Source organism: Chthoniobacter flavus Ellin428, assembly GCF_000173075.1.
GTDB classification, from domain to species: domain Bacteria; phylum Verrucomicrobiota; class Verrucomicrobiia; order Chthoniobacterales; family Chthoniobacteraceae; genus Chthoniobacter; species Chthoniobacter flavus.
In genome coordinates this window covers 141,880-167,604 of sequence record NZ_ABVL01000003.1, presented here as the reverse complement: position 1 = coordinate 167,604, position 25,725 = coordinate 141,880, and the positions used below count along the sequence as shown (strand labels likewise).

18 protein-coding genes are annotated in these 25,725 nt (G+C 61.1%); 3 read left to right on the top strand and 15 right to left on the bottom strand.

Annotated elements, in window-relative coordinates; all coding sequences use genetic code 11:
- Nucleotides 1-95 precede the first annotated feature (95 nt).
- The 5 genes from CFE428DRAFT_RS06040 to CFE428DRAFT_RS40310 form a co-directional block, all read right to left on the bottom strand.
- On the bottom strand, nucleotides 96-782 hold the full coding sequence (locus CFE428DRAFT_RS06040) for a serine hydrolase domain-containing protein (protein ID WP_049975560.1): 687 nt from the start codon (nucleotides 780-782) through the stop codon (nucleotides 96-98).
- Entirely contained in the window at nucleotides 754-3,498 is a 2,745-nt protein-coding gene (locus tag CFE428DRAFT_RS33080; RefSeq protein WP_420196872.1) for a DUF1592 domain-containing protein, read from the bottom strand. The genes CFE428DRAFT_RS06040 and CFE428DRAFT_RS33080 overlap by 29 nt, the downstream gene beginning before the upstream one ends.
- Nucleotides 3,499-3,594: 96 nt before the next feature.
- On the bottom strand, nucleotides 3,595-4,377 hold the full coding sequence (locus CFE428DRAFT_RS06030) for a family 16 glycoside hydrolase (protein WP_131989746.1): 783 nt from the start codon (nucleotides 4,375-4,377) through the stop codon (nucleotides 3,595-3,597).
- A gap of 123 nt (nucleotides 4,378-4,500) precedes the next feature.
- Nucleotides 4,501-5,820, bottom strand: coding sequence for a DUF1552 domain-containing protein (locus CFE428DRAFT_RS06025; RefSeq protein ID WP_006978581.1), 1,320 nt, complete (start codon nucleotides 5,818-5,820; stop codon nucleotides 4,501-4,503).
- Nucleotides 5,821-5,888: 68 nt separating this feature from the next.
- Nucleotides 5,889-6,023: a hypothetical protein gene (locus tag CFE428DRAFT_RS40310; protein WP_272941097.1), complete on the bottom strand. Its 135-nt coding sequence runs from the start codon at nucleotides 6,021-6,023 to the stop codon at nucleotides 5,889-5,891.
- Between the two features lie 189 nt (nucleotides 6,024-6,212).
- Here CFE428DRAFT_RS40310 and CFE428DRAFT_RS06020 point away from each other — a divergent pair, with 189 nt between their 5' ends.
- Nucleotides 6,213-8,762 carry a DEAD/DEAH box helicase gene (locus CFE428DRAFT_RS06020; RefSeq protein ID WP_006978580.1) on the top strand — a complete coding sequence of 850 codons (2,550 nt, stop codon included), beginning with the start codon at nucleotides 6,213-6,215 and terminating at the stop codon, nucleotides 8,760-8,762.
- 26 nt (nucleotides 8,763-8,788) lie between these two features.
- On the opposite strand, the gene CFE428DRAFT_RS06015 is transcribed toward CFE428DRAFT_RS06020, so the two are convergent.
- The 4 genes from CFE428DRAFT_RS06015 to CFE428DRAFT_RS06000 form a co-directional block, all read right to left on the bottom strand.
- On the bottom strand, nucleotides 8,789-9,058 hold the full coding sequence (locus CFE428DRAFT_RS06015) for a hypothetical protein (RefSeq protein WP_006978579.1): 270 nt from the start codon (nucleotides 9,056-9,058) through the stop codon (nucleotides 8,789-8,791).
- 42 nt (nucleotides 9,059-9,100) lie between these two features.
- The gene (locus CFE428DRAFT_RS06010) at nucleotides 9,101-9,985 is read right to left on the bottom strand and encodes a S1 family peptidase (RefSeq protein WP_006978578.1); all 885 of its coding nucleotides are present in this window, start codon (nucleotides 9,983-9,985) and stop codon (nucleotides 9,101-9,103) included.
- Between the two features lie 332 nt (nucleotides 9,986-10,317).
- A complete protein-coding gene (locus CFE428DRAFT_RS37030; RefSeq protein WP_157447435.1) occupies nucleotides 10,318-10,587 on the bottom strand; it encodes a hypothetical protein in 270 nt (89 codons plus the stop codon).
- Complete coding sequence (locus tag CFE428DRAFT_RS06000; protein ID WP_006978576.1) at nucleotides 10,574-11,113, bottom strand: polysaccharide deacetylase family protein; 540 nt, start codon at nucleotides 11,111-11,113, stop codon at nucleotides 10,574-10,576. Before CFE428DRAFT_RS06000 ends, CFE428DRAFT_RS37030 begins: the two co-directional genes overlap by 14 nt.
- 242 nt (nucleotides 11,114-11,355) lie before the next feature.
- Between CFE428DRAFT_RS06000 and CFE428DRAFT_RS33075 the strand changes: the two genes are divergently transcribed.
- Nucleotides 11,356-13,596, top strand: a complete 2,241-nt coding sequence (locus CFE428DRAFT_RS33075; RefSeq protein ID WP_049975559.1) for a pectate lyase family protein — start codon at nucleotides 11,356-11,358, stop codon at nucleotides 13,594-13,596.
- 418 nt (nucleotides 13,597-14,014) lie between these two features.
- On the opposite strand, the gene CFE428DRAFT_RS05990 is transcribed toward CFE428DRAFT_RS33075, so the two are convergent.
- The 5 genes from CFE428DRAFT_RS05990 to CFE428DRAFT_RS05970 all read right to left on the bottom strand — a co-directional run bounded on the left by CFE428DRAFT_RS05990 (nucleotide 14,015) and on the right by CFE428DRAFT_RS05970 (nucleotide 21,620).
- On the bottom strand, nucleotides 14,015-15,238 hold the full coding sequence (locus tag CFE428DRAFT_RS05990) for a Wadjet anti-phage system protein JetD domain-containing protein (RefSeq protein ID WP_006978574.1): 1,224 nt from the start codon (nucleotides 15,236-15,238) through the stop codon (nucleotides 14,015-14,017).
- Complete coding sequence (locus CFE428DRAFT_RS05985) at nucleotides 15,235-18,585, bottom strand: SbcC/MukB-like Walker B domain-containing protein (RefSeq protein WP_006978573.1); 3,351 nt, start codon at nucleotides 18,583-18,585, stop codon at nucleotides 15,235-15,237. Before CFE428DRAFT_RS05985 ends, CFE428DRAFT_RS05990 begins: the two co-directional genes overlap by 4 nt.
- The gene (locus CFE428DRAFT_RS05980; RefSeq protein WP_006978572.1) at nucleotides 18,578-19,204 is read right to left on the bottom strand and encodes a DUF4194 domain-containing protein; all 627 of its coding nucleotides are present in this window, start codon (nucleotides 19,202-19,204) and stop codon (nucleotides 18,578-18,580) included. Before CFE428DRAFT_RS05980 ends, CFE428DRAFT_RS05985 begins: the two co-directional genes overlap by 8 nt.
- The gene (locus CFE428DRAFT_RS05975; protein ID WP_006978571.1) at nucleotides 19,201-20,619 is read right to left on the bottom strand and encodes a Wadjet anti-phage system protein JetA family protein; all 1,419 of its coding nucleotides are present in this window, start codon (nucleotides 20,617-20,619) and stop codon (nucleotides 19,201-19,203) included. The genes CFE428DRAFT_RS05980 and CFE428DRAFT_RS05975 overlap by 4 nt, the downstream gene beginning before the upstream one ends.
- A 74-nt stretch (nucleotides 20,620-20,693) precedes the next feature.
- Nucleotides 20,694-21,620: a LysR family transcriptional regulator gene (locus CFE428DRAFT_RS05970; RefSeq protein WP_157447434.1), complete on the bottom strand. Its 927-nt coding sequence runs from the start codon at nucleotides 21,618-21,620 to the stop codon at nucleotides 20,694-20,696.
- A gap of 73 nt (nucleotides 21,621-21,693) precedes the next feature.
- On the opposite strand from CFE428DRAFT_RS05970, the gene katG reads away from it, so the two are divergent.
- The gene (gene katG, locus CFE428DRAFT_RS05965) at nucleotides 21,694-23,937 is read left to right on the top strand and encodes a catalase/peroxidase HPI (RefSeq protein ID WP_006978569.1); all 2,244 of its coding nucleotides are present in this window, start codon (nucleotides 21,694-21,696) and stop codon (nucleotides 23,935-23,937) included.
- A gap of 507 nt (nucleotides 23,938-24,444) precedes the next feature.
- Here katG and CFE428DRAFT_RS05960 read toward each other — a convergent pair.
- Nucleotides 24,445-25,698, bottom strand: a complete 1,254-nt coding sequence (locus tag CFE428DRAFT_RS05960) for a hypothetical protein (protein WP_006978568.1) — start codon at nucleotides 25,696-25,698, stop codon at nucleotides 24,445-24,447.
- Nucleotides 25,699-25,725 lie beyond the last annotated feature (27 nt).

The window sequence follows — 25,725 nt, the reverse complement described above, 5'->3', positions numbered from 1 at the left end:
CCGGTCTTTCCGCCGCGGGTGCTGGTCAGAATCGATGGCGCGCTGGGCCCCGTTGCAAGTGAAGAGGCTGCCCTTTTGCGCGTAGACGCGGAGATTCACTTCTTCATTGCTTCGACCGCCGCCGCCGGGAACGCGTGACGAATCCTGGATTCGTCTGCGCGCGACATATCCGGGCGCTGGATGAGCATGATGAGAAACAGGTTCTTTTCGGGATCGATCCATCCTTGGGGGCCGGTGCCGCCGCCGTGGCCGTACGCGCCGGGCGCGAGCATCTCGGTCACGCCTTCCGGCTTCCGCACCACTCCCCAGCCCAATCCCCAACCCATGCCCGGCGAAAAACCTGCCGGCAGATCGCCGGTGTAGGAGATCGTCATCGCTTTGACGCTCTCAGCGGAGAGAATCCGCTGATTATTCAAGGCGCCGCCGTTGAGCATCATTTGGTACAGTCTGGCCAGGTCGGGTCCTGTGGAATAAAGGCCTCCGGCGGGAATGGGGTAACGCGCGTCCTTTGGCGGGCCGATCGTTCCGCTGGGCGCCGCGACCAGCTTGCCGGTCATCTTGTCTTTGAGGTACATGGTCGCCAGCCTGGTCAGTTGCTTCTCCGTTGGGTAGAAGGTGGTGTCCATCATGCCGAGCGGCTGGAATACTCTCTCGTGCAAGAACCCCTCGAATGGCCGGCCGGAAACCACTTCGACAATGCGGCCGAGGATATCGATTCCAGCATCGAAATCAATCCGTGGAGTCGCCCTGCGATCATTTTGTTTGAAAGGCTTCAGTGGCAACCACGGCCTCCACTAATGTCTGCATCCGATAGTCATGGCGTTCCAGCTGGCCGACGACGCCGTCGATGAGTTCCCGGTCGACGGCCCCGATGGAACGACCGAGGGCGTAGGTGAGCATCTTGCTCGTGAAGCCCCGCACGAAGTGGTCCTTCTCCTCCAGGAGGGCCTGCTTGTATTCCACCAGGGAATTGAACTCCCGCCCGCTGGGCAGGGCGCCGCGCACTTCCAGGGGCGGCGATTTCTCATCACCGCGCATGCCTTCGCCATTCTGACGGTCGCGCCATTTGCCGATTGCATCGTAGTTTTCCAGGGCAATCCCGAACGGATCGAGACGGGCGTGGCAGCTGGCGCAACTAGCCGAGTTTCGATGCTGCTCGAGACGCTCCCGGACGGTCAGATTTTTTCCCTTGATGGCCGGGAGATCGCCGGCGTTCGGGGGCGGCGGTTTCGCCGGCTCATTCCACAGCACATCTTTCACGTAGGCGGCCCGGCGCACCGGCAGGGTTCGGAATCCATCGGTCAGATAGGTCAGAATCCCCGCCATTCCCAGAACTCCGCCACGATGCTGCCCCGGGCTGATGGCTATCTTCTTAAAGCCATCCACCTCTTTCACTCCGGGGATTCCATAGTGATCCGCCAGTTGCTTGTCGATGACCACAAAATCACTGTCCAGGAAAGTAAGGATCGAGAGGTCGCCGCGCAGGACTTCCTTGAAGAATTCGTAGGGTTCCTGGCATTCCGATTTTCGTAACTCATCGGTGTAGGACTTGTACTGGTTGCGATCGGTCATCGTCTTGCCGAAATCGCGAACCTGGAGCCACTGGCCGGCGAAATCCTTGATCAGGCCCATCCCCTTGGGGTCGGCGATCATTCGTTTCACCTGTGCCTCCAGAGTTTTTGAGTCGTGCAGCTGGTTGGCGGCAGCCAAATGAGAGAGCTCGTCATCGGGCATCGTGCTCCACAGGAAGTAGGAGAGTCGCGATGCCAGTTCATAATCCGTCAGGCGTTGCGGCTGGCTGGCGTCGCCCGGGACCTCCTGGATGAGGAGAAACCCAGGGGAGCAGAGGACCGCTTTGATCCCTTCCTTCACCGCATCAATGCCGGAAAGTTTAAAGTCGGCCTGCGCCTGCAGCACCCACTTCACCCAGTCGTCGACTTCAGCCGGCTCAACAGCCCGGCGATACGCCCGCGGCAGAAATCGCGCGAAGATCTCGTGGATGTAACTCGAATCGATCGGCCGCTCTTCGCCGCCGGCGAACAACTCCTTCCTTCCCTGGGGCGGCCACTCCACGATCGGCCCTTCCACCTCCCAGGACTCGATGAAGAGCCTTGGAATCGACTCCAGGTCGAAGTCGGGGTTGTAGAAAAAGACCGGCTTACCCGCGCTGACGTAATCCGCAATCAGCCGATCGTACTTCTCGTTCACCGCTGGAATCTGCGCTGTCATCAACTCGTTGATTCGCTGCTGCGAAGTGCCCTTTTTCCCTTCCACATAAGCAGTGCGATTGTATGCGATGACGCTCTCATCTTCAAATTGCCACAACTCAGGCGCCCGAATGACCAGGCCCGTTTGAACTAACTTTCCCTCGATCGCCGCCTGCGAGCCCGAAGGCACCCCATTCCAATAAAAATTGGTCCGATTGCCCGCGGCAATTTCCGGCCTCGGATGCAAGTAAACATCGACGACAAAATCCTTCGGTTGATCGAGTGGAGCATCCACCAGGATGGAGGCCCGATCCATATTCCCGCTGTCCTTGCCGAACTCAAACTGCACCTTCACATTTTCGACGGCATGTTTGCCCTTTCCGGCGAAGGCTCCGGCTCGAAGTTTCAAACGATACTTACCCTGCTGGGTAATTTTAGACAAAAAAGTGTACACCCGGCTGGCCCAGTACCCGCCGCCCGCGCCCGCGCCCGTGGTGGCATAGGCGCCATGGCTTCCAATCGGCGAGGCTTTGCCGCCAGCCAGGTATTCGATCCCCCCGTTTTTCATCTCGAAAATCTTCGCACCGGTGGGGAGAGTAGCCAGGGATTTGGTCCACCCACTGGGCCCGAGAAAAATCGTCCCGAAGCGTTCCGTGGGCTTTAAGATCGTGAGCTTGCCGCCATCAGTCTCCGACCTGAATTGAATATCTTTGGCGAAATCCTTGGCGGAAACGACCTCCTTCGGTTGGGGCGTCAGGATCCGCTCGTTCAACACCCGATCCGCCAGTTCGAAATACTTGGCCAGTTGCGTTTGGTCGATATAGAGCGCCGCGCCCACTCGATCGAAGCCATCCACCTTGCCATCCGGCGGCAATTCGTCCTCGAGACTGCGGACGTAATCCTCATCCAGATGGAACAAATCGCGCAGCGTATTGAAATACTCCGTGCGGTTCAGTCGCCGGGTGTGACCGGGTGAGTTTTTGGCAACGCGTTCCGCGTTGCGCATTTCCTGGTCGATCCAGTCGGTGACAGCCCTCGCTTCGCTCTCGCTTGGGCGCGTCTCCTTTTTCGGCGGCATCTTGCCCAGGCCAATGTTGTCGTAGATTTCCTTCCAATTGTCGGCGTTTTTATCCGCCAGAAAATCGGTACCCAGCGTATCGATGCGAAACCCGGCGCGGGTTTTCTCCTCGTCGTGGCAACTGTAGCAATGGTCTTCCAGAAACGGTTTGACGGTCTGATCGAACTGCTTCTGGGATTCCGCCGAGAGTGGCGCAGCGACCGCGGGCGCCATTAGCGCCGGGTACATCGCAGCAAATAGCAAAGAAGTCAGCGCGATCTTCATGGATGACGTCACGGAGAGGAATGGTGCAATAGGCCTCCCTGGGTGTTACTTCGTCAAACCTGCCAGCACCTCATCGCGTCGCTTCGCCCACTCCGGGTTCGGTGTCGCATGCCAAAACTTTGGATTCTTGATCGACGCAGTCTTCATATTCTTCCCGGCGATGGTGAAGCCGAGCATGTTCTTCGTCGGATGATCGATACCCGGTGACTTCAAATAGCCGACTGCTTTGCCATCAACCATGAACAATAACTCGTCGCCCGCCACCTCGGCCCGCGCGTGATGCCATGCACCGTATTCATAGGTGGTGGTGAAGGTCGCCTGTTTGTCTTTCAGTTTGGCATCGACAGCGGCTTTTGCTTCCGCCGTCGCATTCGGGTCCTTCTTGATGTTATAATACTCCCACTTCATTCCGCCCTCCTTCATGTCGGCGAGTTGCACTTTGTTCAGCATGATCGAGACGCGCAGGATGTGTCCGGCCTGCGACCCCTTGAAGCCTTGCTTGCGCATATTGAGCACCAGATCGCTCGCGCCGTTCATCTTGAAATCGAATTCAGCGATCACGTCCTTGTAAGTCGTGTTGGGATTGATGAAGGCGTACGCCCCGTGATGATCTTCCGGCTTCTCCGCCGCCGTGGCGACACCGTCTTTGATCTCCCATCGGCCCAGTCCGACGTTCCACTTCGGCGTGAGGTCGGGTCGTGAGAAATCGTCTTCAAACAAGAGACTGCCGCGGACGGCCAGGAGGGGCTGATCTTCAGCGATGTCCGCTTTCGCTTCCGCCAGGACGGCGAGGAGACATAACATTGCCAGTCGAAGAACTGAGTTCATGGAGTAGGTAGCGGTTGAGATGGATCGGATTGCCCGGCGCAGTCAGGACGGAAAGTCAGCTCGTCGCGGTATTGGTAGCAGTGCGAATGGACGAGTGGCCTGCGCCATGGTGATGACCTGGGATCAGAGCACCTCCTTGATCACGTCCCTGGCGAGGCCCCCCTGAAAATTCTCCGGTATGGGCATGCCGATCCGATCGACCATCGTTTTCCAGACGTCGGCGATCATCACATCCTTCTTGATGAGGTGGCCCTGATGCTTGAGACCCAGTGCGGATCCGCCGCACAGCATGAGCGGCAGGTGATCGCGGCCATGGCCGCCGTACCCGTTGGTGGTCGCCCACGCGGCCATGGTGTGGTCGAGCAGCGTGCCGTCGCCTTCCCTGGTGCTTTTTAGTTTGCCGATGAAGTAAGCCCAGAATTCCACATAGATCTGGTCCACCTGCGCCCACATCTCCAGTTTCTCGGGCAATTGGCCGTGGTGGGTGAGCGCGTGGTAGTCGTGGGGAATCCTGGTGCGATCCTTGAAGACCGGTCCACCCTCTCCTTTGGGAAAATGGGATACCACGCGGGTGCTGTCCGTCTGAAACGCCAGCACGATGACATCGAACATCAACCGGAGATAGTTCCGCATGTGAGTGCCGTCATCATTGGTCATCGCCAGGGTCTCCGGTGGCGCCGTGCCGAAATCCAGCGGCGCCACCTGCGGCTTGGGTTTGTCCAGCCAGGCACGGTCAATTTTGATTCTCTCCTCAAAATCCCGGATGGAAGTGAGGTATTGATCCACCGTGGCGCGATCATCCTTGCCGAGTTTCATTTCCAGCCGTTTGGCCTGATCCTTCACCCGGTCGAGGATGCTGCCAGTATGATTCATCTCACTTTGGCGCGCGGCGCGGTGTTCCTCGGTTTCAACGCCAAATAGCCGATCAAAAACAGCCTTGGGACTAAACTCGGGATTGATGGGAGTCTTGTTGCGGCTAAAGGAAAGCGTCGGCTGGCGGTCCTGCGCCAGCACCAGCGAAGGGACGCGGGTCTGGCCCTGGTAGAAATCGGCAATCTGCTGGTCGACCGAGACCAGTTTCATGCCGTTGGTAGGCGTATCCATGCCGGTCAGCAGGCAGGGCTGTTGGTAGTGGCCGCCGCTGAAAGCCCGCAGCTCGGAGATAAGCGTGAAATCCCGTTTGAAGGGCGCCATGGCCGATAAGGTCGGCGTCAGCGTGTAGTCCAAACCGGTGTCCTTGGGCAGGCCGGCCATGACCTCGAAAAATCCCCAGTTCGAGAAGTAAGCCCGCCGGGGAATCTCCCCGGCGGCGATACTCCCGGCATTGCTGAACGAGGTGGAGTTCGCCCCCATCGCCTCCAACCACGGTAACGCCAGCGACACTCCGGCTGCCCGGAGAAAGGTTCGCCGGCTGATCTGCCATTGTTTACGTTGGATGTTCATGATCGTTGGGTCTTGGTGATCGGGCCGGTTCGTTCCGGCTGGTTAAGAACGTCGCTGCAGGAGAATCGCTATGTCAGGAGCTGCACCAATTGTTCCTTTGGCGGCGCAACCGGCGAGAATTGCTTGCTAATCGCGTGATCGGCGATGCCCGCGTAGTCCCGCAGGGCGAGACGTCCAAGACCGCGACATGCGCAGGATGCCAAGGCAGGACTCGGTGGGGGGATTTTCACCATAGTGAGACTCTGAAGCGTCGTTATTGTTAATCGACAGAAAGAATAAATCTTAATCGCTATTTCCAGGGCCGGTTGCCCGCTCCTCGTCGGTGGCTGGCCGGTCGATCGTCCTCTTTGGAGGTCAACAACCGGACAAAGGTGGGCTAAGGTTGGCGCTTCGTGACCCCGCTTCTCAATCTCATTGCCACTGACCGCCCCCTCGATAACGGAGCTCTGCTCGGGCGGTTTCTCGAATTCGTGGAAGGCCGGAAGTTACAGCTCTATCCAGCGCAGGAGACGGCGATTTTGGAGCTGTTCGATGAGAAGAATGTCATCCTGAATACACCGACCGGATCGGGAAAATCGCTGGTCGCGACGGCGCTGCATCTGCAGAGCCTGGCCCGAGGGCGGCGCTCGGTCTACACCTGCCCGATCAAGGCGCTGGTGAATGAAAAATGGCTGGCCTTGTGCCGGGAGTTTGGGGCGGAGAATGTGGGGCTGAGCACGGGCGATGCGACGGTCAACCGCGAGGCTCCGATTCTCTGCTGCACGGCGGAGATTCTCGCCAAGATCGCCTTGCTCGAGGGCGCGACCGCCCCAGTGCATGACGTCGTCATGGATGAGTTCCACTACTACGCGGATCGGGAACGCGGGACCGCCTGGCAGGTGCCCTTGCTGACCCTGCCTCATACCCGGTTTCTGCTGATGTCGGCGACCCTGGGCGACACGACGTTTTTCGAGGAGGAACTGACCCGGCTGAACGGGCGGGAAACGGTGACGGTGGCTTCGAAGGATCGACCGGTGCCCCTGGAGTTTTCCTACGCCGAGACGCCGCTGGCCCAGACGCTGGAAGCGCTGCTGACCGGCGGCAAGGGGCCGGTCTATGTCGTCCACTTTACGCAGGCGGACGCGGCGCAGAGCGCGCAGGATTTCATGAGCACGAACGTCTGCACGCGCGAGGAAAAGGCCGCGATCGGCCACGCGCTGGAGGGGTTCAAGTTCAGCAGTCCGTATGGACCGGAGATCAAGAAGTGGCTGCGGCACGGGATCGGGCTGCACCACGCCGGGTTGCTGCCGAAGTACCGTGTGTTGGTGGAGCAACTGGCGCAGCGCGGCTTGCTGAAGGTGATCTGTGGGACCGACACGCTGGGGGTGGGGATCAACGTGCCGATCCGGACGGTGCTCTTCACCCAGCTCTGCAAATTCAGCGGGCAGAAGACCGGTATCCTGAGCGCGCGCGACTTTCACCAGATCAGCGGGCGGGCCGGACGCAAAGGCTTTGACGACGTGGGCTGGGTGGTGGCGCAAGCGCCCGCGCACGTCATCGAGAACTTGCAACTCGAGCAGAAGCAGGCGGCCAGCGGAAAGAAGTTCGTCAAACGCAAGCCGCCGGAACGGAACTTCGTGAACTGGGACAAGCAGACCTTTGCCCGCCTGATGGCCGCCCCGCCGGAGCGGTTGACGAGTCAGTTTCAAGTCGACCATGGCATGCTGCTCAATGTGCTCAGCCGGCCGGGTGATGGCTGCCAAGCGATGCGAGAGCTCATCGCCCGCTGTCATGAGCCGGCCAAGGCGAAGAAGGCGCTGACCCGGCGCGCCTGGCAACTCTTCCGCGCCCTGGTCGAGCGCGGGATCATCGAGTTCATCCCGCAGACGCCAGAGGGGGCGAAGGTGCGGGTCAACGTGGCGTTGCAGGAGGATTTTTCGATGAACCAGACACTCTCGCTCTACGTTCACGACACACTCCCGCTGATGGATCCGCAAGCGCCGGACTATGCGCTCGTCGTGCTCACGCTCGTCGAGTCCATCCTCGAAGATCCTGAGCTGATCCTGCGCCGGCAACTCGGCAAGGTCAAAGACCGCGCCATCGCCGAGATGAAGATGCAGGGCATCGAATACAACCAGCGGATGGAGGAACTCGAGAAGCTCGAATATCCCAAGCCCAACCGCGACTTCATCTACGCGACGTTCAATGCTTTCGCGGCGCGGCACCCGTGGGTCGGGCAGGAAAATATCCGCCCGAAATCCATCGCGCGGGAGATGTTCGAAGAGTTCCGTTCGTTCGCCGAATACGTCAAGCTTTACGAATTGCAACGGGCGGAGGGACTGCTGCTGCGTCATCTCTCCAGCGTCTACAAGGCTCTCGCCCAGACCGTCCCCGACGCCGCGAAGAACGACACGTTGCGCGAGATGGAACTCTACCTCGCGACGATGTTGCGGCAGATCGATTCCAGCCTTTTGGAGGAATGGGAAAAGATGCGCGACCCGAACTACCGGCCGCGCGATGAGCAAGCGGAAGTGCGCCCGCCTGGTTCAGACGAAGCCGCCGCCGACATCACCCGTGATCCGAAAGCGTTCACCGCGGCGATCCGCAACCGCATTTTTTCCTTTCTGCGCGCGGTGGTCAGCGGCGACTTCGATACGGCCCTCACCACCCTCGAAGCGCAACCGGCCGCCGAAAACGAGTCCTGGACTCCGGAGCGCCTTCGCCAGGCCTGGGAAGCATATTACGTCGAACACGAAACCCTCCGCCTCGATCCCGAAGCACGCAACGTGCGTCACACCTACGTGACGGTCTCCGAGGACCGGAAACGTTGGCGCGTTCAGCAAATGCTCATCGATCCTGCGGAGGCCAATGACTGGGTGGCAGAGTTCGATGTCGATCTTGCTGGATCCCGGGCCGCAGGTGAGCCGGCCTTGCGGCTTTTGCGTCTCGGAAGTCTGGTCTAGAGGAAGGCCGCGGTCGGAAGCCTCCGTTATCGCGACTTTTTGCGCGGAGGGGTGCGGTCTTCCCCAAAATACTTTTCGCTGCGATAGCGAAGCCAGACCCGGAGGACTTGCGGAACTTTTTCCCGGTCTGCCTTGCTGAGGCTTTCATAGAGAGCGAGAGCTTTTTCGCGTTCGCCGCGGCAGGCACGGTTGTTATGAGCATCCCAATACCCGCGAGCCACGCGAATGCGGCGGCAGGTCTCTTTGATCAATGCTTCGCCAACGAACGGCTGGCCGGTATTTTTCTTGGCGGGCATGGAAGACGGAGAGGTTCAGCGAAGCTCAAATCAGCCATTCCCTCACGGTTTCTCCTTCCTGTCCCCAACGACTTCGGTGATGAGTTCCGCGATCTGTCTCGCCGGCACGACGCTGCTGAGCTTGCCGCCGGAAGAATCGAAATACGTCGAAACGTAAATCCCGAGCACGGCCTCCGCTTCACCGCGATCCGTGGTCGAGAAGACGGGACCGCCGCTGCATCCGGCGCCGATCGCTGGAGTGATTAGGAACATCGAGGTGGATCCTCCTTCCATCGGAACTTCCATTTCCCGGCTGGCGACATAAGCGGTCATCGCAAGGGGCGAGATTTTTTTCCAGGTGCCAAGTTCGATCGGAAAACCGCACACCGTGACCCGGCTCGCCCGTATCACCTCGTTGCTACTGAGGGCGGAGAATGGGATGGCCAGGGCGCGAATTTCCTCGGTGATTCCTTTTTCGAGCTTGGACGAAAAGGTGACTGGGAATATGGCCAGATCGGTCCCCGGATGCATGTGCCACGGATGGGTCGTGTCCGCGACCAGCCCGACCAGGCGCGCGTAATGCGAATCGCCGGCCGGAGTGAGAAAACAGAATTCCGTATCCGGCGTCGTCTCGAGCGCCACATGTTTGGCGGTGACAAAAAGGTAGTGTCCCTGGTGCTCGACAAAGAAGCCGCTCGCGGAATGCGTGTCCGTTTTCCGGTCATCGGCATAAGGCCGGTTTGGAAGGACTTCCGTGTGAACATAAACCGTCCGGTCAAAATAGTTCGGTTGCGCAGCGCTCTCCGCTCCCGCCGCAGCCGCGAAATCGAGAGGCACCAGCAGCGCCAGGATGCGCGCCGCCAGAGAGAGCCGTCGCCTGCTCACGCTGAAAAAGGAGTGGCCGGGCGCGAGGCGGTGAGCAACAGGAATCAAAGGACGTGCTTTCATTTGACGATCGAGGGTTTAGCCGAAAAGACGGCGGACGACGAAAAAAAAGGGGGCGGTTCTTTATCCGATTCGCGGAGTTTTACTGGATCGCCTGGAGCGTGATGACGCCTCCGTTGGGGAGCGCTTCAAACTGAACGAGGCCGTTCACTGCTTTGACCTCCTTTTGTTGAGCACCCTGAACCACACGGCACCGTTGCCACGCGGGCGGGACAGACGTTTGCAAGGTGAGCGGCAGATCATAGAACTGAGGGTCTGCCTCGCTGGTGCACTCGAGTCGAATGGCTCTCAGGTCCGCCGCGACCACACGCACCTTGGCGCTTTGACGCTCGGTCTCATATTGGTGAGCGGAGATGTGGTCGGTGATCCAGAGGTCCCCCCGATCCATCCGCTCCTTGAGCTGGTCCAGAAGCGGCAGAAAAAATGTCCTGCTTGAGCGCCCACATGTCCTGATAGCCCCAGTTGGGAGTGATGCGCTCGACACCGTGGATGACCAGATACTCCAACCCGCCCGTCGCGATGGCTTTATCGGCAAGGGCGATCATCTCCGCGGTCGTTTTCAAATGATAAACCGCCCCGTGGCCTTTGAAATCACCACGGTCCACGAGGTGATGTTTGGCCCAGCAGCGACTTGAGACTGTTGCCTTCTCCGAAGTTATAGTCGGTAACTCCCGGTAGGGCGAACGAGATGAGCCGCGGGTTCTTTCCAGGCACGAAATCGAGCAGGTAATGGGTGCATCCACCGATTTCCATTTCGGAGTCCTCCGCTCCTTGAAAACCATCGTGCGTCATCGTGTGATTGCCGAGCGTCATGCCTTGCTCGACCACTTTCTTCCACTCCTTCTCGAACTTGGAATATTCGCCCTTCCTCGGCACGACGTAGAAGGTGGCCACCATGCCGCGCTTGACGAGTTCCGGCACGGCAACCTGCCAGTGGCTCGGCCAGCTGTCGTCAAACATGAGCAGGAAGACGGCTTTCCTGTTTCCCTTCCATTTGGCGACGTGCGTTTCGCCGACCGGCGTAGCCGACGTGGCATGCGCACAGGGCAAGCTTGGGAGGAGGATGCAAATTAGTGTCAGAAAGCTGACGAGGAGGACGCGAATACGGAGCAGGGAAAAAGAGGAATTCATTGGGGAGGGAAGCAAAGACTTTCTATCAGCTTTGCCACTCGCACAGACCAAGTGGCCCGCTCGCCGAACGCAAGTTCTCGTGCCGTTCTCTTTAGGTGGACATGATTTAGGTTGACCTGAAACCTTCAGTTCTCCCCTTTTCCAACTCAGTCCGCGCCACTTCATGGGTCATAGGAAGGTAGCTTATGGCTGTTTGTTCTCCCATCCCTTGGCGCGTTCCGCGCGTCGCTTGCTTCTGCCTGTTGTTCGGATCCGCCCTGCTAGGCCAATCGCATGCGGGACAGGTCTCGCATCTTTGGAAAGGCGGGGCGGGGAATTGGGGAGAACAGGCGCGCTGGGATGGCGGGGAGTTTGGTGCCAACGACCGCGCGGCCATCGAGGGCGATGGGCAGGTCGCGTTCACGCAGGGCGATGTTGTCTTGCATCAACTCGATGTCGGTTCCTTTCACGCGGCGCACAGTTCGCTGACGATGGAGGGCGGGATGCTCACGCTCCCCGGCAATCTGCGGATCGGCGAGATGACCGGCGCTTCCGGCAAAGTCGTTCAGACGGGCGGAGACATTCGCACCGTGGAGATCTTCGTCGCCGGCTCGAATCCGGGCGACGGCTCGGACCGGCACGCGCGTGGTGAGCTGGAAGTGCGCGGAGGGAGTATCGTCACGCGGCATTTGACGCTGGGCTGGGGACTCGGCTCGCAGGGACGCATCCATATTGTCGGCTCGGCGGCCCAACCGATTTTGGTCCTCGATTATTTTTGGGTCGGCGTGCGCAGCCAGGCGGAGGGGTCGAGCGAAACGGAGCTCGCCTATGATATCGACGGCGGCGGCGTGACGCCCATCGTGTGCTGGAACCCGAAAGCGTCGCCCATCGCTTTCGTCGACACCGCCGCCAAGAGCACCTGCCGGCTGCGTCTCGGTCTGCTCGCCAAACCGCCGGGCGTCGATATCCCACTCGTCCGGATGCCAAAACCCTGCAACGGCGTCTTTACCGATTTGCCCGAGGGCAGCCCGGTCCGCGCGGAGTTCCAGGGGCAGACTTATGAATGGACGATCACTTATCGCGGTGGCGCGAAACAAACCGATGTCGTGCTCACGCATCCGCAGCTCGTTTCCGCCAGCGGCATGCACACGCCCTATCACGCGGAGCGATCGGCGAAACCGTTTGCGGTCACCGCGGCGCAGGTGGATGCCGGACTACGCGAATTGATCAGCCGCGAGAGCGCCGCGGAAAAGCCGGTCGATACCAGCGCCCCGCGCGCGTTTCCTGGAGCGGAAGGCTTCGGCGCTTTTGCCAAAGGGGGACGCAGTGGACGCGTGCTCTTCGTCACGAACCTGAACGATTCCGGACCCGGCAGCTTGCGCGCGGCGATTGAGACGAAGGGGCCGCGCACGATTCTCTTTCGCGTCGGTGGTGTCATCCAGCTCAAGTCCGCGCTGACCATTCGCGAACCCTTCGTGACCATTGCCGGACAGACCGCACCGGGCGATGGCATTTGCGTGCGGGCCGACAACGGCATTCACGCGGATACGTTCGTGCTCAGCAACACCCACGACGTGGTGGTGCGCTTTCTCCGGGCGCAGAGCGGCAAAAGCAGCGGCCCCGCCCGGTTCGACGACGGGGGCGATGCGATCAGCGTTTACGACAGCACGGATTTCATCATCGACCATTGCTCCACGCATTTTGGGACGGACGAAACGCTCTCGGTCACCGGAGTGTCGGACCGCTACACCGTGCAGTGGTCCATCATCTCCGAAGGGCTCAACTACGAGAAGCACAGCATGGCCTCGCTGCTCGGTGGCGGACGCAGCACCTGGCACCACAATCTCTTCGCGCATTGCGGGAGCCGGAATCCCAATTTCGCGGGTGAGCCTTCCTGCGATTTCCGCAACAACGTCATCTACGACTGGGGCGGGACGTCGGGCCAGGGCGGTTTCACCCAATTGAATTACGCCGGCAACTACCTGCGCCCGGGCGCATCGACCTCGCGGAGCGCGCGCCGCTTTCTCACCGGCAACGCTACGGAGCTCGCGAGTTCGTTGTACCTCTCGGGAAACGTCCTGGACGGCTCACCGGAAATCACCGCCGACAATGCGCTGGGCATGGATCGCGAGCGGGATGTCCTCCGCGCCACGCCATTCCCGATGATCGATATGCCGATGGATCCGGCGGACACTGCACTCGAACGAGTGCTCTCCGGCGCGGGAGCGGTCTCGCCCAAGCGCGACGCCGCGGATCGTCGGGTCATCGCGGATGTGCGCGAGCGGACCGGCAGGATTATCGCGTCGCAGGAGGAAGTCGGCGGTTGGCCGAGCTATGCCGTCGTGCAAGGCGCGTCGCCCACAGGAGATGAACAGGACGGCATTCCCAGCGAATGGAAACGCCGCCACGGGCTCGATCCGAAGAAGCCGGCGGAAGCTCAACCGCAGCCCCCGGATGGCTACACGTGGCTGGAGGAATATCTGAACGAACTCGCTGCCAAGTAGAGACTTGGTGCTGTCGGGAAGCGCCGGGTATGGAAGCGCAAAACCGTTCGAAAGATACCGATTCTCCTGGTCCCACTTTATAACACTGTAGTCGGCATCACTCGAAAGGGGCGGCCCGAATTCAACGCAGAGGACGCAGAGAATTTTGAGAGAGGAAAGGAGGGATGGCACTCTTCCTCTGCGGCCCTCCGCGTTCTCCGCAGTGCTAACCATGAAAATGTCCGCACGACGCGTAGAGTTTTTGGCCCGCGAATCACGCAAATAACACGAATGAGGGCAGATCATTCGCGTCATTCGGGTGATTCGCGGGTCACTTTCCTTCCCTGTCTTTTCGCATGTTCGTGGCTCCCCTTTTGGTTGCGGCTTTGCCGCGCTGCGTCCTCTGCGTTTAAATTAGCCGCGCCGACAGGTTCAGAAACTACCCGCGCACGTAAAACGGCCAGCGGCTCACCGGCAGGCCGAGGCTTTCCTGCTCGAAGGCGCCTTTGTCATTCAACCGTTCCATTTCGCGCAACGTGTTCTTCTCGTCTTCCCCGAGATAGGGGGAATCGAGCGCGCGAAGAAGAATTTTGACGTCCTCCTTGCTCAACAGCACCGGAACGGCCGAGGGGCGATACGACATGTGCAAGGCGGTGATGGAGAGCTGGGTGCGTTCCCGGAGATGGCGCAGGATGTCGAAGCCCGCCGGATCGGAGTCGCCGAAGTGAAAGAACTCCAGCGTCCCGGGGAGGGCGCGCAGGAAATCGAGAATGGCACTGTGGGCAAAGCCACCCTTGCTGCCGCTGCTGGCCAGGAGGATGCCGCTCTGAAATTTGGCGAGCTCGTGCAGCATGGCCGCATTCTCGACGGTCACACAGCGCGTGGCTGTCGTACGGAGATTCGCCGCCTGAAGATCCGCGGCGGAAATTTGCACCGGCAGCCGCAGGCCACCGAGATCGAGCGTCCGGTCCGGCAGGGTGATTTGCAAAGGGCCGTGCAGGATGACACCGCGCGGATTTTCGCGGATGCCCAGATCAGCAAGGGTCTGCAATCGGCCGGCGCTGATACGGTGGAGACAGGCCTCGATTTTCGATTGGAGCTTTTCCTCGAGCGTCTTTGAGTTGCCAAACAGCGCGGCGCTGGCGAAGCGGAGAAACGATTCGCTTTTCCAGGCCAGCAACCGCGGCAAGGCATCGAGGATCTGCGCGGTCTGCTCCAGGCTGCGGCGATCGAAGCACGGAGCCAGGCCCTCTCCAGAGCGTGCGATCTGTGCGCACTCCTGGCAAAAGACGCGCCATCCTTCGGCCAGCTCCTCCGGCACGGGCGATTCCGCCGCTTTTTCAAAGAGGTCCGCCAATTGGTGGCGCTCGGCGTTTGGCGCCACTTCACCGACGTGAGCGAAAAACGATGCCTCGCTGGCGGGCGGCACGCGCACATGAAGAATGGCACTGAAATCGCGGGAAGCGCATTCCAGTTTCACCAAGCCGCGGCGCTCGAGGTCACGAAACTCCTGCTCGGCCTCCGTGCGCAGCGGGCCGTGCAGGCATCCCGCGTCACGCAATAAATTGTTGAAATGCAGAATCAGATCGCGGACCGCCGAGGCGCGGCGGCCGATCCGCCGTTCGCGGTAAAACCTGGCCACCAGTCGAACCGCGGGGCTCATGTCCAGTCCTTCGAACGCTCGAGCGCCTGTTGGCGATTGAGCAGCGCAGCGATGTTGCGGATCTGCTTGCGGCCATTGGCAAAGCTCTCCCGCTGGTGCACGGCCAGCACCTGGTCGCATTCACTGATCGCGTACGGCCAGTTGCCGCTCGACATGGAAAGAATGCCCTGCAGATCGACGTCGCGCAGTGCCTTGATCGCATCCGTGATGCGCTCGCCGGACATCTTGGAAAAGGCCTCATCGATCGGCACCAGTCCCAGCGATGGCTCGGTGTAGCGCTGGGGAAGGTGCCGTTTGTAGGCGCGCAGGTAGCAAGCGAGGATGGAGATGTAAAAGGGCGTCTGCTTTTCCCCGCCGCTGAATTTATCGGCGTGGCGATTGAGACTCTTCGGCGGCAGCTCGGGCCGGCGCGGATCGCTGACTTCCATGTCGTAACGAAAATAACTGCGGTAATCGAGGAACGCCTGCGCGAGCTTGCCTTCCGGTTCGTTGACCAGCGCGCGGAAGACGTGCTCCACGGCATTGCGCGTGTCGGCTTCGAGCGAGGCGAAGATCGATTCGCCATCCAGAGTCAACGCGCAGGCGTCGAGCACGCGCCGGTACTCCTGGAATTCGCGCGCCGGATTGTCGTCGACCTTGATGTGATACTGGCTGTCGCCGATCGGTTTGCGCAGTTGCAGATTCAGGTCGCCGATCGTCTTGCGCACATCGCGAATTGCGCTGGCCAGCCGCGCCGCGACCGTGGTGCGGAAAAGGTCCTGCCAGCGCTGCTCTTCCTCCCGCGCCTGCTGCTCGCGTTCCTCCATGTCTTTTACCCGGATTCGTTCCAGGAGGTTTTGATAAGACGGATTCCACTTGGTCTGCGGGTCAAAGTCCGGCTCGGCACGCAGCTCGGGATGCTGGTCCACCAAGCCCTGCCGGAGCAACACGAGTCGATCCGCGATACCGGGCAGTCTGGCATCGAGTTCACTGCGACGCTGGCCGGCGCGGGCTGCCGCGATGGAGTCCGCCCCGCAATCGTTGCGCAATTGCGTGCGCAACTCGTCGCAGCGGGCAATGACCAGCTTTTCGCCGACTTCACCGACGACGGCATCGTAGGTTTTTTCCGCGCGGTCCCGGGTTCCCCGCGCGTCCTCGAGTTTGGTCTCGGCATCGCCGCGTTCGCTCGACTGCAGGCGGCCATGAAGATCGAGACGGCGTCGGTCGAGGACCTTCAATTCGTTGTCCAGGCGGGTGATCGTCTCCATCCGCTCTTCGAGCGCCGGAGTGGTGGCATCGGTATTGCGCTGGATGAGCCGGGCGCGTTCCGTTTCCAGCTCACCCAGTTGTTTCGCCGCCGCGAGGTCGGCCTCGATATTTTCGGAATCCAGGCGGTGCTCGCTGATCGAGCTCTCGAGTTTCGCCTCCCGAGCTAGCAATGGTTCGATGTGACGCAGGCGGGCGGAGCATTCATCCGCTCGCGCCGAAAGGTGCGCCTTTAGCCGGTCGAGACCTTTGCTACCGATGCATGGGCGCTGGTCGTAGCGCCGCGGCCGTTCGGCGAAAAGCCCGCGCAGGCGGAAGCCGTCGCGCATGATCGCGTCCGGATGCTTGCGCAAATCATCGAGGCCATCGACGCAGATAACATTGCCGAAGAGTTCGTCCACCACGGCGCGCGCTACGGGGTCGGCGCATTCGAGTTTCCGCGCGAGGGAGTTTTCGCGGGCGGTGGATTGCCGGGCGAGGGCGCGCTCGGGATCGACGAGCGATTCGCGTTCGCTGTCCTGCGGGAAGTCTTTGTAGATGCGCAGCGCCTCGCCGTAGTCGTCGCGATGGACGACGATCGCGAACTTGCGCGCAAAGGCGAGTTCGACGGCGGGACGCCAATCCTCGTCGTTCACCTCGCACAATTCCCGGAGCTGCCGAGCCGGGTTCTCCCGTCCGCGCCGCGGCAGCCGCTTGTTCAACTCATCGAGCAGCGGTGAGGGGACGATGCGGTTGAAGTCCAGGTTGCGTAGCTGTTCCTGAAGGCCCTGCAGTTCGCCTTTCGTCTTTTGATAGGTCTCGCTCTCGCCCTTGATCGACGTGCGGAGTCGCTCGGCCACACCGCGGATCGCCAGGGCCAACTGGTGCAGGGCGGATTTCAAATCATCCGGCCGCGCCTCGCGCAAGATCGTCAGCGCGTGCTCCAGCTCGGCGGTCTTGCCGCTGTTCCGCTCCGCAAGGAAGGCGGCCGCTTCTTTTTGAAACGCCGTCGCCAGGCGGAGGCGCCGCGCTTTTTCTTCCTCCACCGTTTTGCCGATCCGCTGTAGCTGCTCGATCTTTGCCGTGGCCGCTCTGATTCGATCCGCCAGCTCCAGGAGCAGCGTTCCGCCTTCGTCGCGAAAGAGATTTTTGAGCGATTCGAGGTCCTGCGTTTTCGTGGCAAAAGTCTCGATCACCGAATCGTACTCCTCCCGTTGCCGGGCCTGGCGCCGATCGATCTCCGCCAGCTTTTTCTCGAGCTCGGTATTTTCCGCGCGGGCCGCCTCGCGGCGGAATTCCGCCTCGAGGAAACGATAGACGTCGCTGTCTCGCGTGGCGTCTTCCAACTCCTGCTGGGTGCTGACCACGCGTTCCAGGCGATCCCGCTTGTCGCGGAGCTTGGCCAGGTCCGCGGTGATGCTGAGATAACTCGCATAGCTCTGCCGCACGGGCTCGGTTTTGATATCCTCGGCCTGCAGAATGTAACGGCGGCAGAACTCGTCGAACTTCGGCAGAAAGGCGAAGGACATCGCCGAGGGCATCAGGAAGTCGACGGTCTCGCGGTGAAAGTTCAGGTGATCCGCCAGGCGCTTTCGATATTCGGTGACGTTGCGATAGGTCTCGCCGTCGTGTTTTTTCAGCAGCAGGCGGAAGCCGTCGAGCTCCAGGGCGAAGCCATCGGCGGTCACGAAATCGCTGCGTTCCAGCCGCGCCGGAATGCGGAAGAATTCTTCCTCCGGAGTTTGCGTCTCGGTGTCCGCGTACTCGATACGCATGCCCCAGGTTTCGCACGTCTCACCGTCCGGCCAGGTGAACTCCAGCGCGATATAAGTGATGCCGCCCTCGCGGGCAAACTGCGGGACGCCATTCACATCCTCCTGCGTGTCGCAGAGGCAATAGCTCTTCTTGTCACGGCCCGAGGTTTGGCCGCGCCCATCGCTCGCGGCGTTGTACCGCGCGCGCTGGTCACCGATGATGACCAACTGCAGCAAATCCATCAGCACCGATTTGCCGGCGCCGGTGCGGCCGGCGATGAGGATATTCCCGTGCACATCGAAGGTGTCGCAGTAACCAAACCACTGGATGGCGTGCGCGCGGGTGAGACGAATGCAACGACTAGCCATGCTCCGCCTCCGCCTCCTCCGTGGGGCCGTGCATCAGCTCGGAAAGCATCGTCGCCACCTTTTCAATTTCGCCGAAGGGCAACACGAAGCGAATCGTCGGCAACACCTCGATCCGCGAACGATGAAATTCGTCCGCGTACTCCATCCGCACGAGTTTGCGCGAGGCAAAGAAGGCGAGGATTTCCCGCAACGCGGAGATCGTCGGCTGCCGGTCACCGAGCTTGGTTTTCAAGGATTCATTAAACGTTTCCACCGTAAAGATGACGGGCGCTCCCTCGGCGCGAAGCTGCACATCGAAATCGTACCACAGGCTGAGCAGCACCAGCGTCCACTCTGCGCGCAAGCGCCGCAAGGTCGTTCGTTCGCACGGCAGCGCGTAAAGCATTTGGTCGTCTTCGTTGAGGACCACGTCGAAGCCGATGAGCGAGCAGACTTCGCGCACCCACGTGAAGTGCGTCCGGCCCCAGTCGTAGAGCTCACGGTCGCCGGGCAGATCGCGCAGGATCGCCTGGCGGGAGAATAGCTCGCTGACCGTGGCGCGGAGTTGCTCGCGATCCGAGTCGGATAGCTCTGGGAGAAACTTCCCCAGCAACGGGGCAGATGGCAGCTCTTCGATCATTTGCGTTCGATTTCAAACCGTTCGATCTCGAAACCGGCCTTCGCGTCAAAAGCGACCGGCGCCGAGGGGTCGGCTTGCCGATCGGTGGTGAGGCGATAGTTGGTGCTGCCCGCCGGCGCAAAGACAAGACAGGAGATCACGTCGAGAATGTCGTCCTCGGATTGGATTTTCATTTCGCTGGAGCGGATCCGCTGACCGGAGGCCAGATCGTGGCGCTCCACGAAATGATTGGCCCGATCGAGGCGGAGCGCGTTGCGCAGGTTGCTTTGCATCTCGCGCAGACTTTCCTCCCGATCCGCTTCCGTCAATTCCGCGACTACCGGCCGGCGGCGGACCCGGGGAGCGACCTCGCGGCGCGCGCGCAACGAAGCGACGCCGAGCAGCCCGGTATCGGCGATCGCCAAGGCGGGTAGCGCGATCTTTTCCTCCAGATCGGCCAGCCGGGTGGTGGGCAAATGCTCGCGCACGTAATCGAAAATGGTCTTCACCTGCTGGCGCCGCGCCGAACCCACATCCTGGATATAGCGAATGCGGGAGCGCGAGCGCCGCGCGAAGTCCGCCGTACTCGTATCCACGCGATCGGCCGTGGGTTCGACATCGCCGAGCGCAAAGGAGAGCGCTTCGATCGTATTCACGATTTCCGTCATGGCGCGGCCGGCGTCCACGTCGGGCTGGGTGCGCACAAAGTCTTCGCGCAGCCGTTGCAGGGCGAGATCATCCTGCTCGAGTTCGGCGAGACCGGCCATGGCTTCCCGCAGCCGCTCCGGCAGCCGGGCGTGGATCAACTCCCGGTAACAGCGCTGGGTGATGAGCTGCGAAAACTCATTGTAGATGAGGTCCAGCGCTTCCGAGATGGTGACCGCCTTCAATTGCCGTTGCGCGTAGCGTTCCACCTGCTTGCGAATGAGCCGCAATTCGCGCAAGCCGGAACGCGTCTGGGCCAGGCAGGCTTTCAACTCCTCCCAGATCAACTCCATGCGGGAATGCGGCGCTCGCAGCTCGGCCAACCGGTCGCAGACCAGTCGCAGGCGACCGGTGAAAGAGGCGACACTTTGGCTGATGATGGTCCGGAATGCTTCCAGCAAGGTCTGCGCGGCCGGATCGAGAAAGACCAGGCGCCGGTAGTCGGAATGCTTTTCTTCCTCCAGCCAACCGGCCGCCAGCAGCCGTCGATAAATGATGCTGGATGGCTGCGCCGGGTCCGCAGGTTCGGGGTCTTCTTCCGGCTCGAGCTGGCGATTTTCGAGGACGCCATCGATGATGGCCAGGGTTTCGGCGTATTCGAGCGCATCGCCACGGCTCGGCATTTCCCGCTCCACGGCATCGAGCGCGTCGATGTACAAGCGCGCGTTCGGCCCCGTAAGGATGCGAAAGAACCGCGCATTAAGTTCCGTGAAAAGCCGACTGCCAAGCATGGTGGAATGGTAGGCAGAACGGATTTGTCCCCGCAATGCAGTGTTGTCCTCTACCGAGAAACGCGCGCCGCCAATCACCTTTTGGATCGCGCGGACATCAGGTCGAGGAACACCCGGGCGGCGCGCCCGAGGGGACGCTGCTTCGGCCAGACAGCGAGGATTTTTCGCTCGGGACGCGGGGCCTGGATGGAGCGCAGTTCGAGCGCGTTGGCGCGTTCGGTGGCAGCGGCCATCGCGGGAATCAGCGACAGGCCCAACCCGGCGGCGACGAGCGCATAGATCGTTTCCAATTGCGCGCTGCGAAAGCTCACCGTCGGCTTCATCTCGCGATGCTCACAGAAGCCCAGCACCTGGTCGCCAAGGCAATGTCCTTCCCGCATGACGATTAACCGTTCTCCTTTCAAAGCCGAAGCCGGCACCGTGCGCTTGCGGGCAAGAGGATGGCCGGCGGGCAGCGCGAGCAGCAATTCTTCGGCGAACAACTCCTGGATTTCAAAACGGCTGTCTTCGATCGGGTTGCTGGCGATCGCGAAATCGATTTCGTAAGTCGTGAGGTGCTTGAGCAAATGCCCGGTGGTGTCTTCCTGGACCACAACCTCCACACCGGGATATTTTCGCGCAAACGCGCTGATCGCCTCGGGCAAAAGGTAGGGCGCGATGGTCGGCAGGACACCGATCGTGAGCATGCCGGAGAGCAGGCTCTTCGCATCCGTCGCTTCGCGCAGGGCCATTTCCGCTTCCTCGAGGATGCGGACGGCGCGGCGCACGAAGGCTTCGCCATAGGACGTGAGTTTCGTCTGCCGCTTCATCCGGTCGAAGAGCCGTTCCCCGAGTTCCTCTTCCAGTTTTTGAATCTGCTGGCTGAGCGACGGCTGCGAGACGCGGCACTGCTCGGCGGCGCGGGTGAAGTTTCCCGCGCGGGCGACGGCACCACGGCGTAACGAAGCTGATTCATCTCCATAGACAGTGCCTATGGTAATGACAGGAAAATAGTATTTCAACAATGGTTCGCGATATGGTCGACTTTCCGGATTCCCCGCATTCAGTTCAACCGAACCAAACCGACGAAATCCTATGTCATCCGAAGCCAAATGCCCCTTCCATCACACTGCCGGCGGCGGCACCGTGAATCACAACTGGTGGCCGAACCAGTTGAAAGTCGAGCTCCTCAATCAACACTCCTCGAAGTCCGACCCGATGGGGGAGAAGTTCAATTACGCCGCCGAGTTCAAGACCCTGGATCTCGCGGCGGTGAAGAAAGATCTCGCGGCGCTGATGACCGACTCGCAGGACTGGTGGCCGGCGGACTTCGGCCACTACGGGCCGCTCTTCATCCGCATGGCCTGGCACAGCGCCGGGACCTATCGCATCGGCGATGGCCGCGGCGGTGGCGGACGCGGGCAACAACGTTTTGCGCCGCTCAATAGCTGGCCGGACAACGTGAGCCTCGACAAGGCGCGCCGCCTTCTCTGGCCGATCAAGCAGAAGTACGGCCGCAAGATTTCCTGGGCGGATCTGATGATCCTGACCGGCAACGTCGCGCTCGAGACGATGGGCTTCAAGACGTTTGGCTTCGCCGGCGGACGCGAGGACACGTGGGAGCCGGACCATGATGTTTACTGGGGCGCGGAGACGACCTGGCTGGGAGGCGACATCCGCTATGCGCACGGTTCCGAAGGCATCGAGAAAGGCACCGCGGTGCTTTCCGGCGATGAGCCGGCGGATGGGGATATCCACAGCCGCAACCTCGAAAACCCACTGGCCGCAGTGCAGATGGGTCTGATCTATGTCAACCCCGAGGGTCCGGACGGCAATCCTGATCCGATCAAGGCCGCGAAAGACATCCGCGACACCTTCGGCCGGATGGCCATGAACGATGAGGAAACCGTCGCGTTGATCGCCGGCGGCCACACCTTCGGCAAGACCCACGGCGCCGGTCCGGCTTCCAACGTGAAGCACGAACCCGAAGCAGCCGGTCTCGAGGAACAGGGCCTCGGCTGGAAGAACAGCTTCGGCACGGGCAAGGGCGGTGATACGATCACCAGCGGCCTGGAAGTGACCTGGACCAACGCGCCGACGAAGTGGGACAACGGCTTCTTCGAAAACCTTTTCGGCTACGACTGGGAACTCACGAAGAGCCCGGCCGGGGCGCATCAGTGGAAGCCGATGAATGGCGGCGGCGTTGGCACCGTGCCGCACGCGCATGACGCGTCGCAAAAGATTGCCCCTGCCATGCTCACCACGGATCTCGCCCTGCGATTCGATCCGGCCTACGAGAAAATTTCGCGCCGCTTCAAGGATCATCCGGAGCAATTCGCCGACGCCTTTGCCCGCGCGTGGTACAAGCTTACGCACCGCGACATGGGCCCGCGCTCGCGCTATCTCGGGCCGGACGTTCCCGCGGAAGAACTCCTCTGGCAGGACCCGATTCCGGCGGTGAATCATCCCTTGATCGACGCGCAGGACATCGCCGGGCTGAAGAACAAGATCCTCGCGACCGGTCTGTCGGTTTCGGAACTCGTCTCGACCGCGTGGGCTTCGGCCTCGACGTTCCGTGGTTCGGACAAGCGCGGCGGGGCCAACGGTGGCCGCCTGCGCCTCGCTCCGCAGAAGAGCTGGGAAGTCAACAAACCCGCCCAACTCGCCAAGGTGCTGCAGGCACTGGAAGGAATTCAGAAGGAATTCAACGCCGGCGGTAAGCAGGTTTCCATCGCGGACCTCATCGTGCTGGCCGGTTGCGCCGGCGTGGAAAAGGCGGCGAAGAATGCCGGCCACGACGTGTCCGTACCCTTCACCCCGGGCCGCGCGGATGCTTCGATGGACCAAACCGACGTGGAATCCTTCGCCGTGCTCGAGCCCGCTGCTGATGGCTTCCGCAATTACGTCAAAGGCCGTTACAAAGTGCCGGCCGAAGCGCTGCTCATCGACAAGGCGCAATTGCTGACCCTCACTGCGCCGGAAATGACGGTGCTCGTGGGCGGCCTGCGCGTGCTGAATACCAATGCCGCCGGCGACAAACATGGCGTCTTCACCAAGCGTCCCGAGGCGTTGACCAATGACTTCTTCGTGAACCTGCTCGACATGGGCACGGAGTGGAAACCGGTCTCGACCGAAGCCGCGGTCTTCGAAGGCCGCGACCGCAAGACCGGCGGAGTGAAATGGACTGGCACACGCGTCGATCTCGTCTTTGGTTCGAACTCCATCCTCCGCGCCCTCGCGGAAGTCTACGGCAGTTCCGACGCGGAGAAGCAATTCGTCCAGGATTTCGTCGCCGCGTGGGACAAGGTCATGAATCTGGATCGCTTCGATCTGGCGTAGGGGCCGGCTGCGCTTTGATGGAGTCGCCGCCCTTGGTGAGTGACTCCGAAGCGTGCTAAAAATTCAGACCCCGGGGCGGGCGCGATAGAAGGCGCCTGCCCCGGGTTTTCTTTTTTTTGGCTGAAGTTTGCGAATTCCGAACCGCGTGCACCCGGCGCTTGCGTTTTGGGAAGCGGCGCTGCTACGTCGCTTTCGAGGAGCGACTCCCAAAGCGGCGCAGCGGCCTAAGCATTACCCACATCCTTGGTCGGTTTAGGGACAGCGGTGAATTCGGCTGCGGCGCACTGGGAGGGGCGACTTTCTAGTCGCCCTGAGTCGCGGAGCGACGCCACAAAGATGGCGCTCCGCGCGTTTGTTACGGTCGGCGACTGGAAAGTCGCCGCTCCCAAGGCGCTATCCGTATCGACGTCTAAACACCGCGCAAAGATGTGGGTAACGCTTAGGCAGCAGCGTTGCTCCAAAACGCTGTCGCGTAATTCGTTAACTTATCAGTCGCGCCGGTCGGCTTTAAACCAACCCACGCACATCGATGAGGTACATCTGCCTTCCACCCGCATGTGCGCTGTCGACGCAGACGAAGTGCCCATCGTGGCTGCTGCGCGGGTGCGTGTCGCAGCGCCACTCGCCGCGGTACGGCGGCTTGCTCTCCAGATCGGCCAGCGGCACGCGGCGACCCGTGGGCACGTGATAGAGAAACACGTGCTGGAGGTTCGCCTTGTCAGGATAAGTGTCGTTCAGCACCCACTCATTGTTCGTCCCGGGTAGATAGGTGTTATGTCCATTCACCGTCATGACATCCGGCCCGACGGCCTCGAACTCGCGCGTCTTATCGGTAAAGACATAGAACCGTTGCTGGTGCGAGGGATGATAAGTGTAGAGAAAGACATGCTTCGGATCGCGCCAGACGAAGTGTGAGGTGAAGCCACTCGGATCGATGACGTAACGATCGCTGCCATCCGCATTCACCGTGAACATGCGCGTGTGGAAGGTGGAAATCTTTTCGTCTTCCGCGCGCCAGCGATGCAGGAAGATGAAGCGCGAGCCGTCCTGATTGAAGAGCAGGTGATTAAACCAATTCTTCGCGTTCCTGCCATAGCCGCCTTCCATCTCCCACGGCACCGCGGCGATCTCGGCGAAGGTGATGAGCAGCTTCGACTCGCCGGTCTTCATGTCGATTTTCCAAATGCCCGCATCGTCGGGCGTGAGCTTGTCGCGATTCGGGTCCGGGATGCCCGCGTAGCCGTAGCCTGGGCGGCAATCGTTCAGCCGCCGGAAATCGGGCGCGAGTCCCCAGCGTCCGTCCGGGCTCACGGTGTAGACTGGGGTGGGCAGCGTGCGTTTTGCACCGGTCTGCACATTCAGGATGTGGCAGACGAAGTGATCGCCCTCGCGATCGTTCCACATCACCTCGTTCGCGCTGCCGGGCAGCCATTGCAACATGCAACCCTGCTGCCAGTTCCAGGCGTGCGTTTCGCCGAGCTCGATCCATTTGTCGCCGTCCTGCAGGTCCACCATGCCGACCTGGATCTTATCCTCCGGCTGGGGCGAGCGGCTTTCGAAATCGACCTGGTTGCCGAGCACGAAGCGGCCAGTCGGATCGAACTGAAATTTGTCGTAATACCCGAACCAATGAAACTTCGGCCCGCGGGTGATCGCGCGAATCCGCGGATACTTCAGGGCATCCTGCGCCTGCAGGCTGCGCGCGAGCGCAGTGGCCGCGAGACCTTGGAGAAAAGAGCGACGGGAGGGGAGGGGCATCATGCCGCCGAGTGTGCGCGGCGCGGCAGG

Bases quoted from the DNA above. Each gene is read 5' to 3' on its own strand.
- CFE428DRAFT_RS05980 (WP_006978572.1), bottom strand. From the start codon at position 19,204: ATGATCGAAGAGCTGCCATCTGCCCCGTTGCTGGGGAAGTTTCTCCCA.
- CFE428DRAFT_RS06000 (WP_006978576.1), bottom strand. From the start codon at position 11,113: ATGAATTCCTCTTTTTCCCTGCTCCGTATTCGCGTCCTCCTCGTCAGC.
- CFE428DRAFT_RS06030 (WP_131989746.1), bottom strand. From the start codon at position 4,377: ATGAACTCAGTTCTTCGACTGGCAATGTTATGTCTCCTCGCCGTCCTG.
- CFE428DRAFT_RS33080 (WP_420196872.1), bottom strand. From the start codon at position 3,498: ATGGCGCCCGCGGTCGCTGCGCCACTCTCGGCGGAATCCCAGAAGCAG.
- CFE428DRAFT_RS06015 (WP_006978579.1), bottom strand. From the start codon at position 9,058: ATGCCCGCCAAGAAAAATACCGGCCAGCCGTTCGTTGGCGAAGCATTG.
- CFE428DRAFT_RS05975 (WP_006978571.1), bottom strand. From the start codon at position 20,619: ATGCTTGGCAGTCGGCTTTTCACGGAACTTAATGCGCGGTTCTTTCGC.
- CFE428DRAFT_RS05985 (WP_006978573.1), bottom strand. From the start codon at position 18,585: ATGGCTAGTCGTTGCATTCGTCTCACCCGCGCGCACGCCATCCAGTGG.
- CFE428DRAFT_RS05960 (WP_006978568.1), bottom strand. From the start codon at position 25,698: ATGATGCCCCTCCCCTCCCGTCGCTCTTTTCTCCAAGGTCTCGCGGCC.
- CFE428DRAFT_RS05990 (WP_006978574.1), bottom strand. From the start codon at position 15,238: ATGAGCCCCGCGGTTCGACTGGTGGCCAGGTTTTACCGCGAACGGCGG.
- CFE428DRAFT_RS06010 (WP_006978578.1), bottom strand. From the start codon at position 9,985: ATGAAAGCACGTCCTTTGATTCCTGTTGCTCACCGCCTCGCGCCCGGC.
- CFE428DRAFT_RS06025 (WP_006978581.1), bottom strand. From the start codon at position 5,820: ATGAACATCCAACGTAAACAATGGCAGATCAGCCGGCGAACCTTTCTC.
- katG (WP_006978569.1), top strand. From the start codon at position 21,694: ATGTCATCCGAAGCCAAATGCCCCTTCCATCACACTGCCGGCGGCGGC.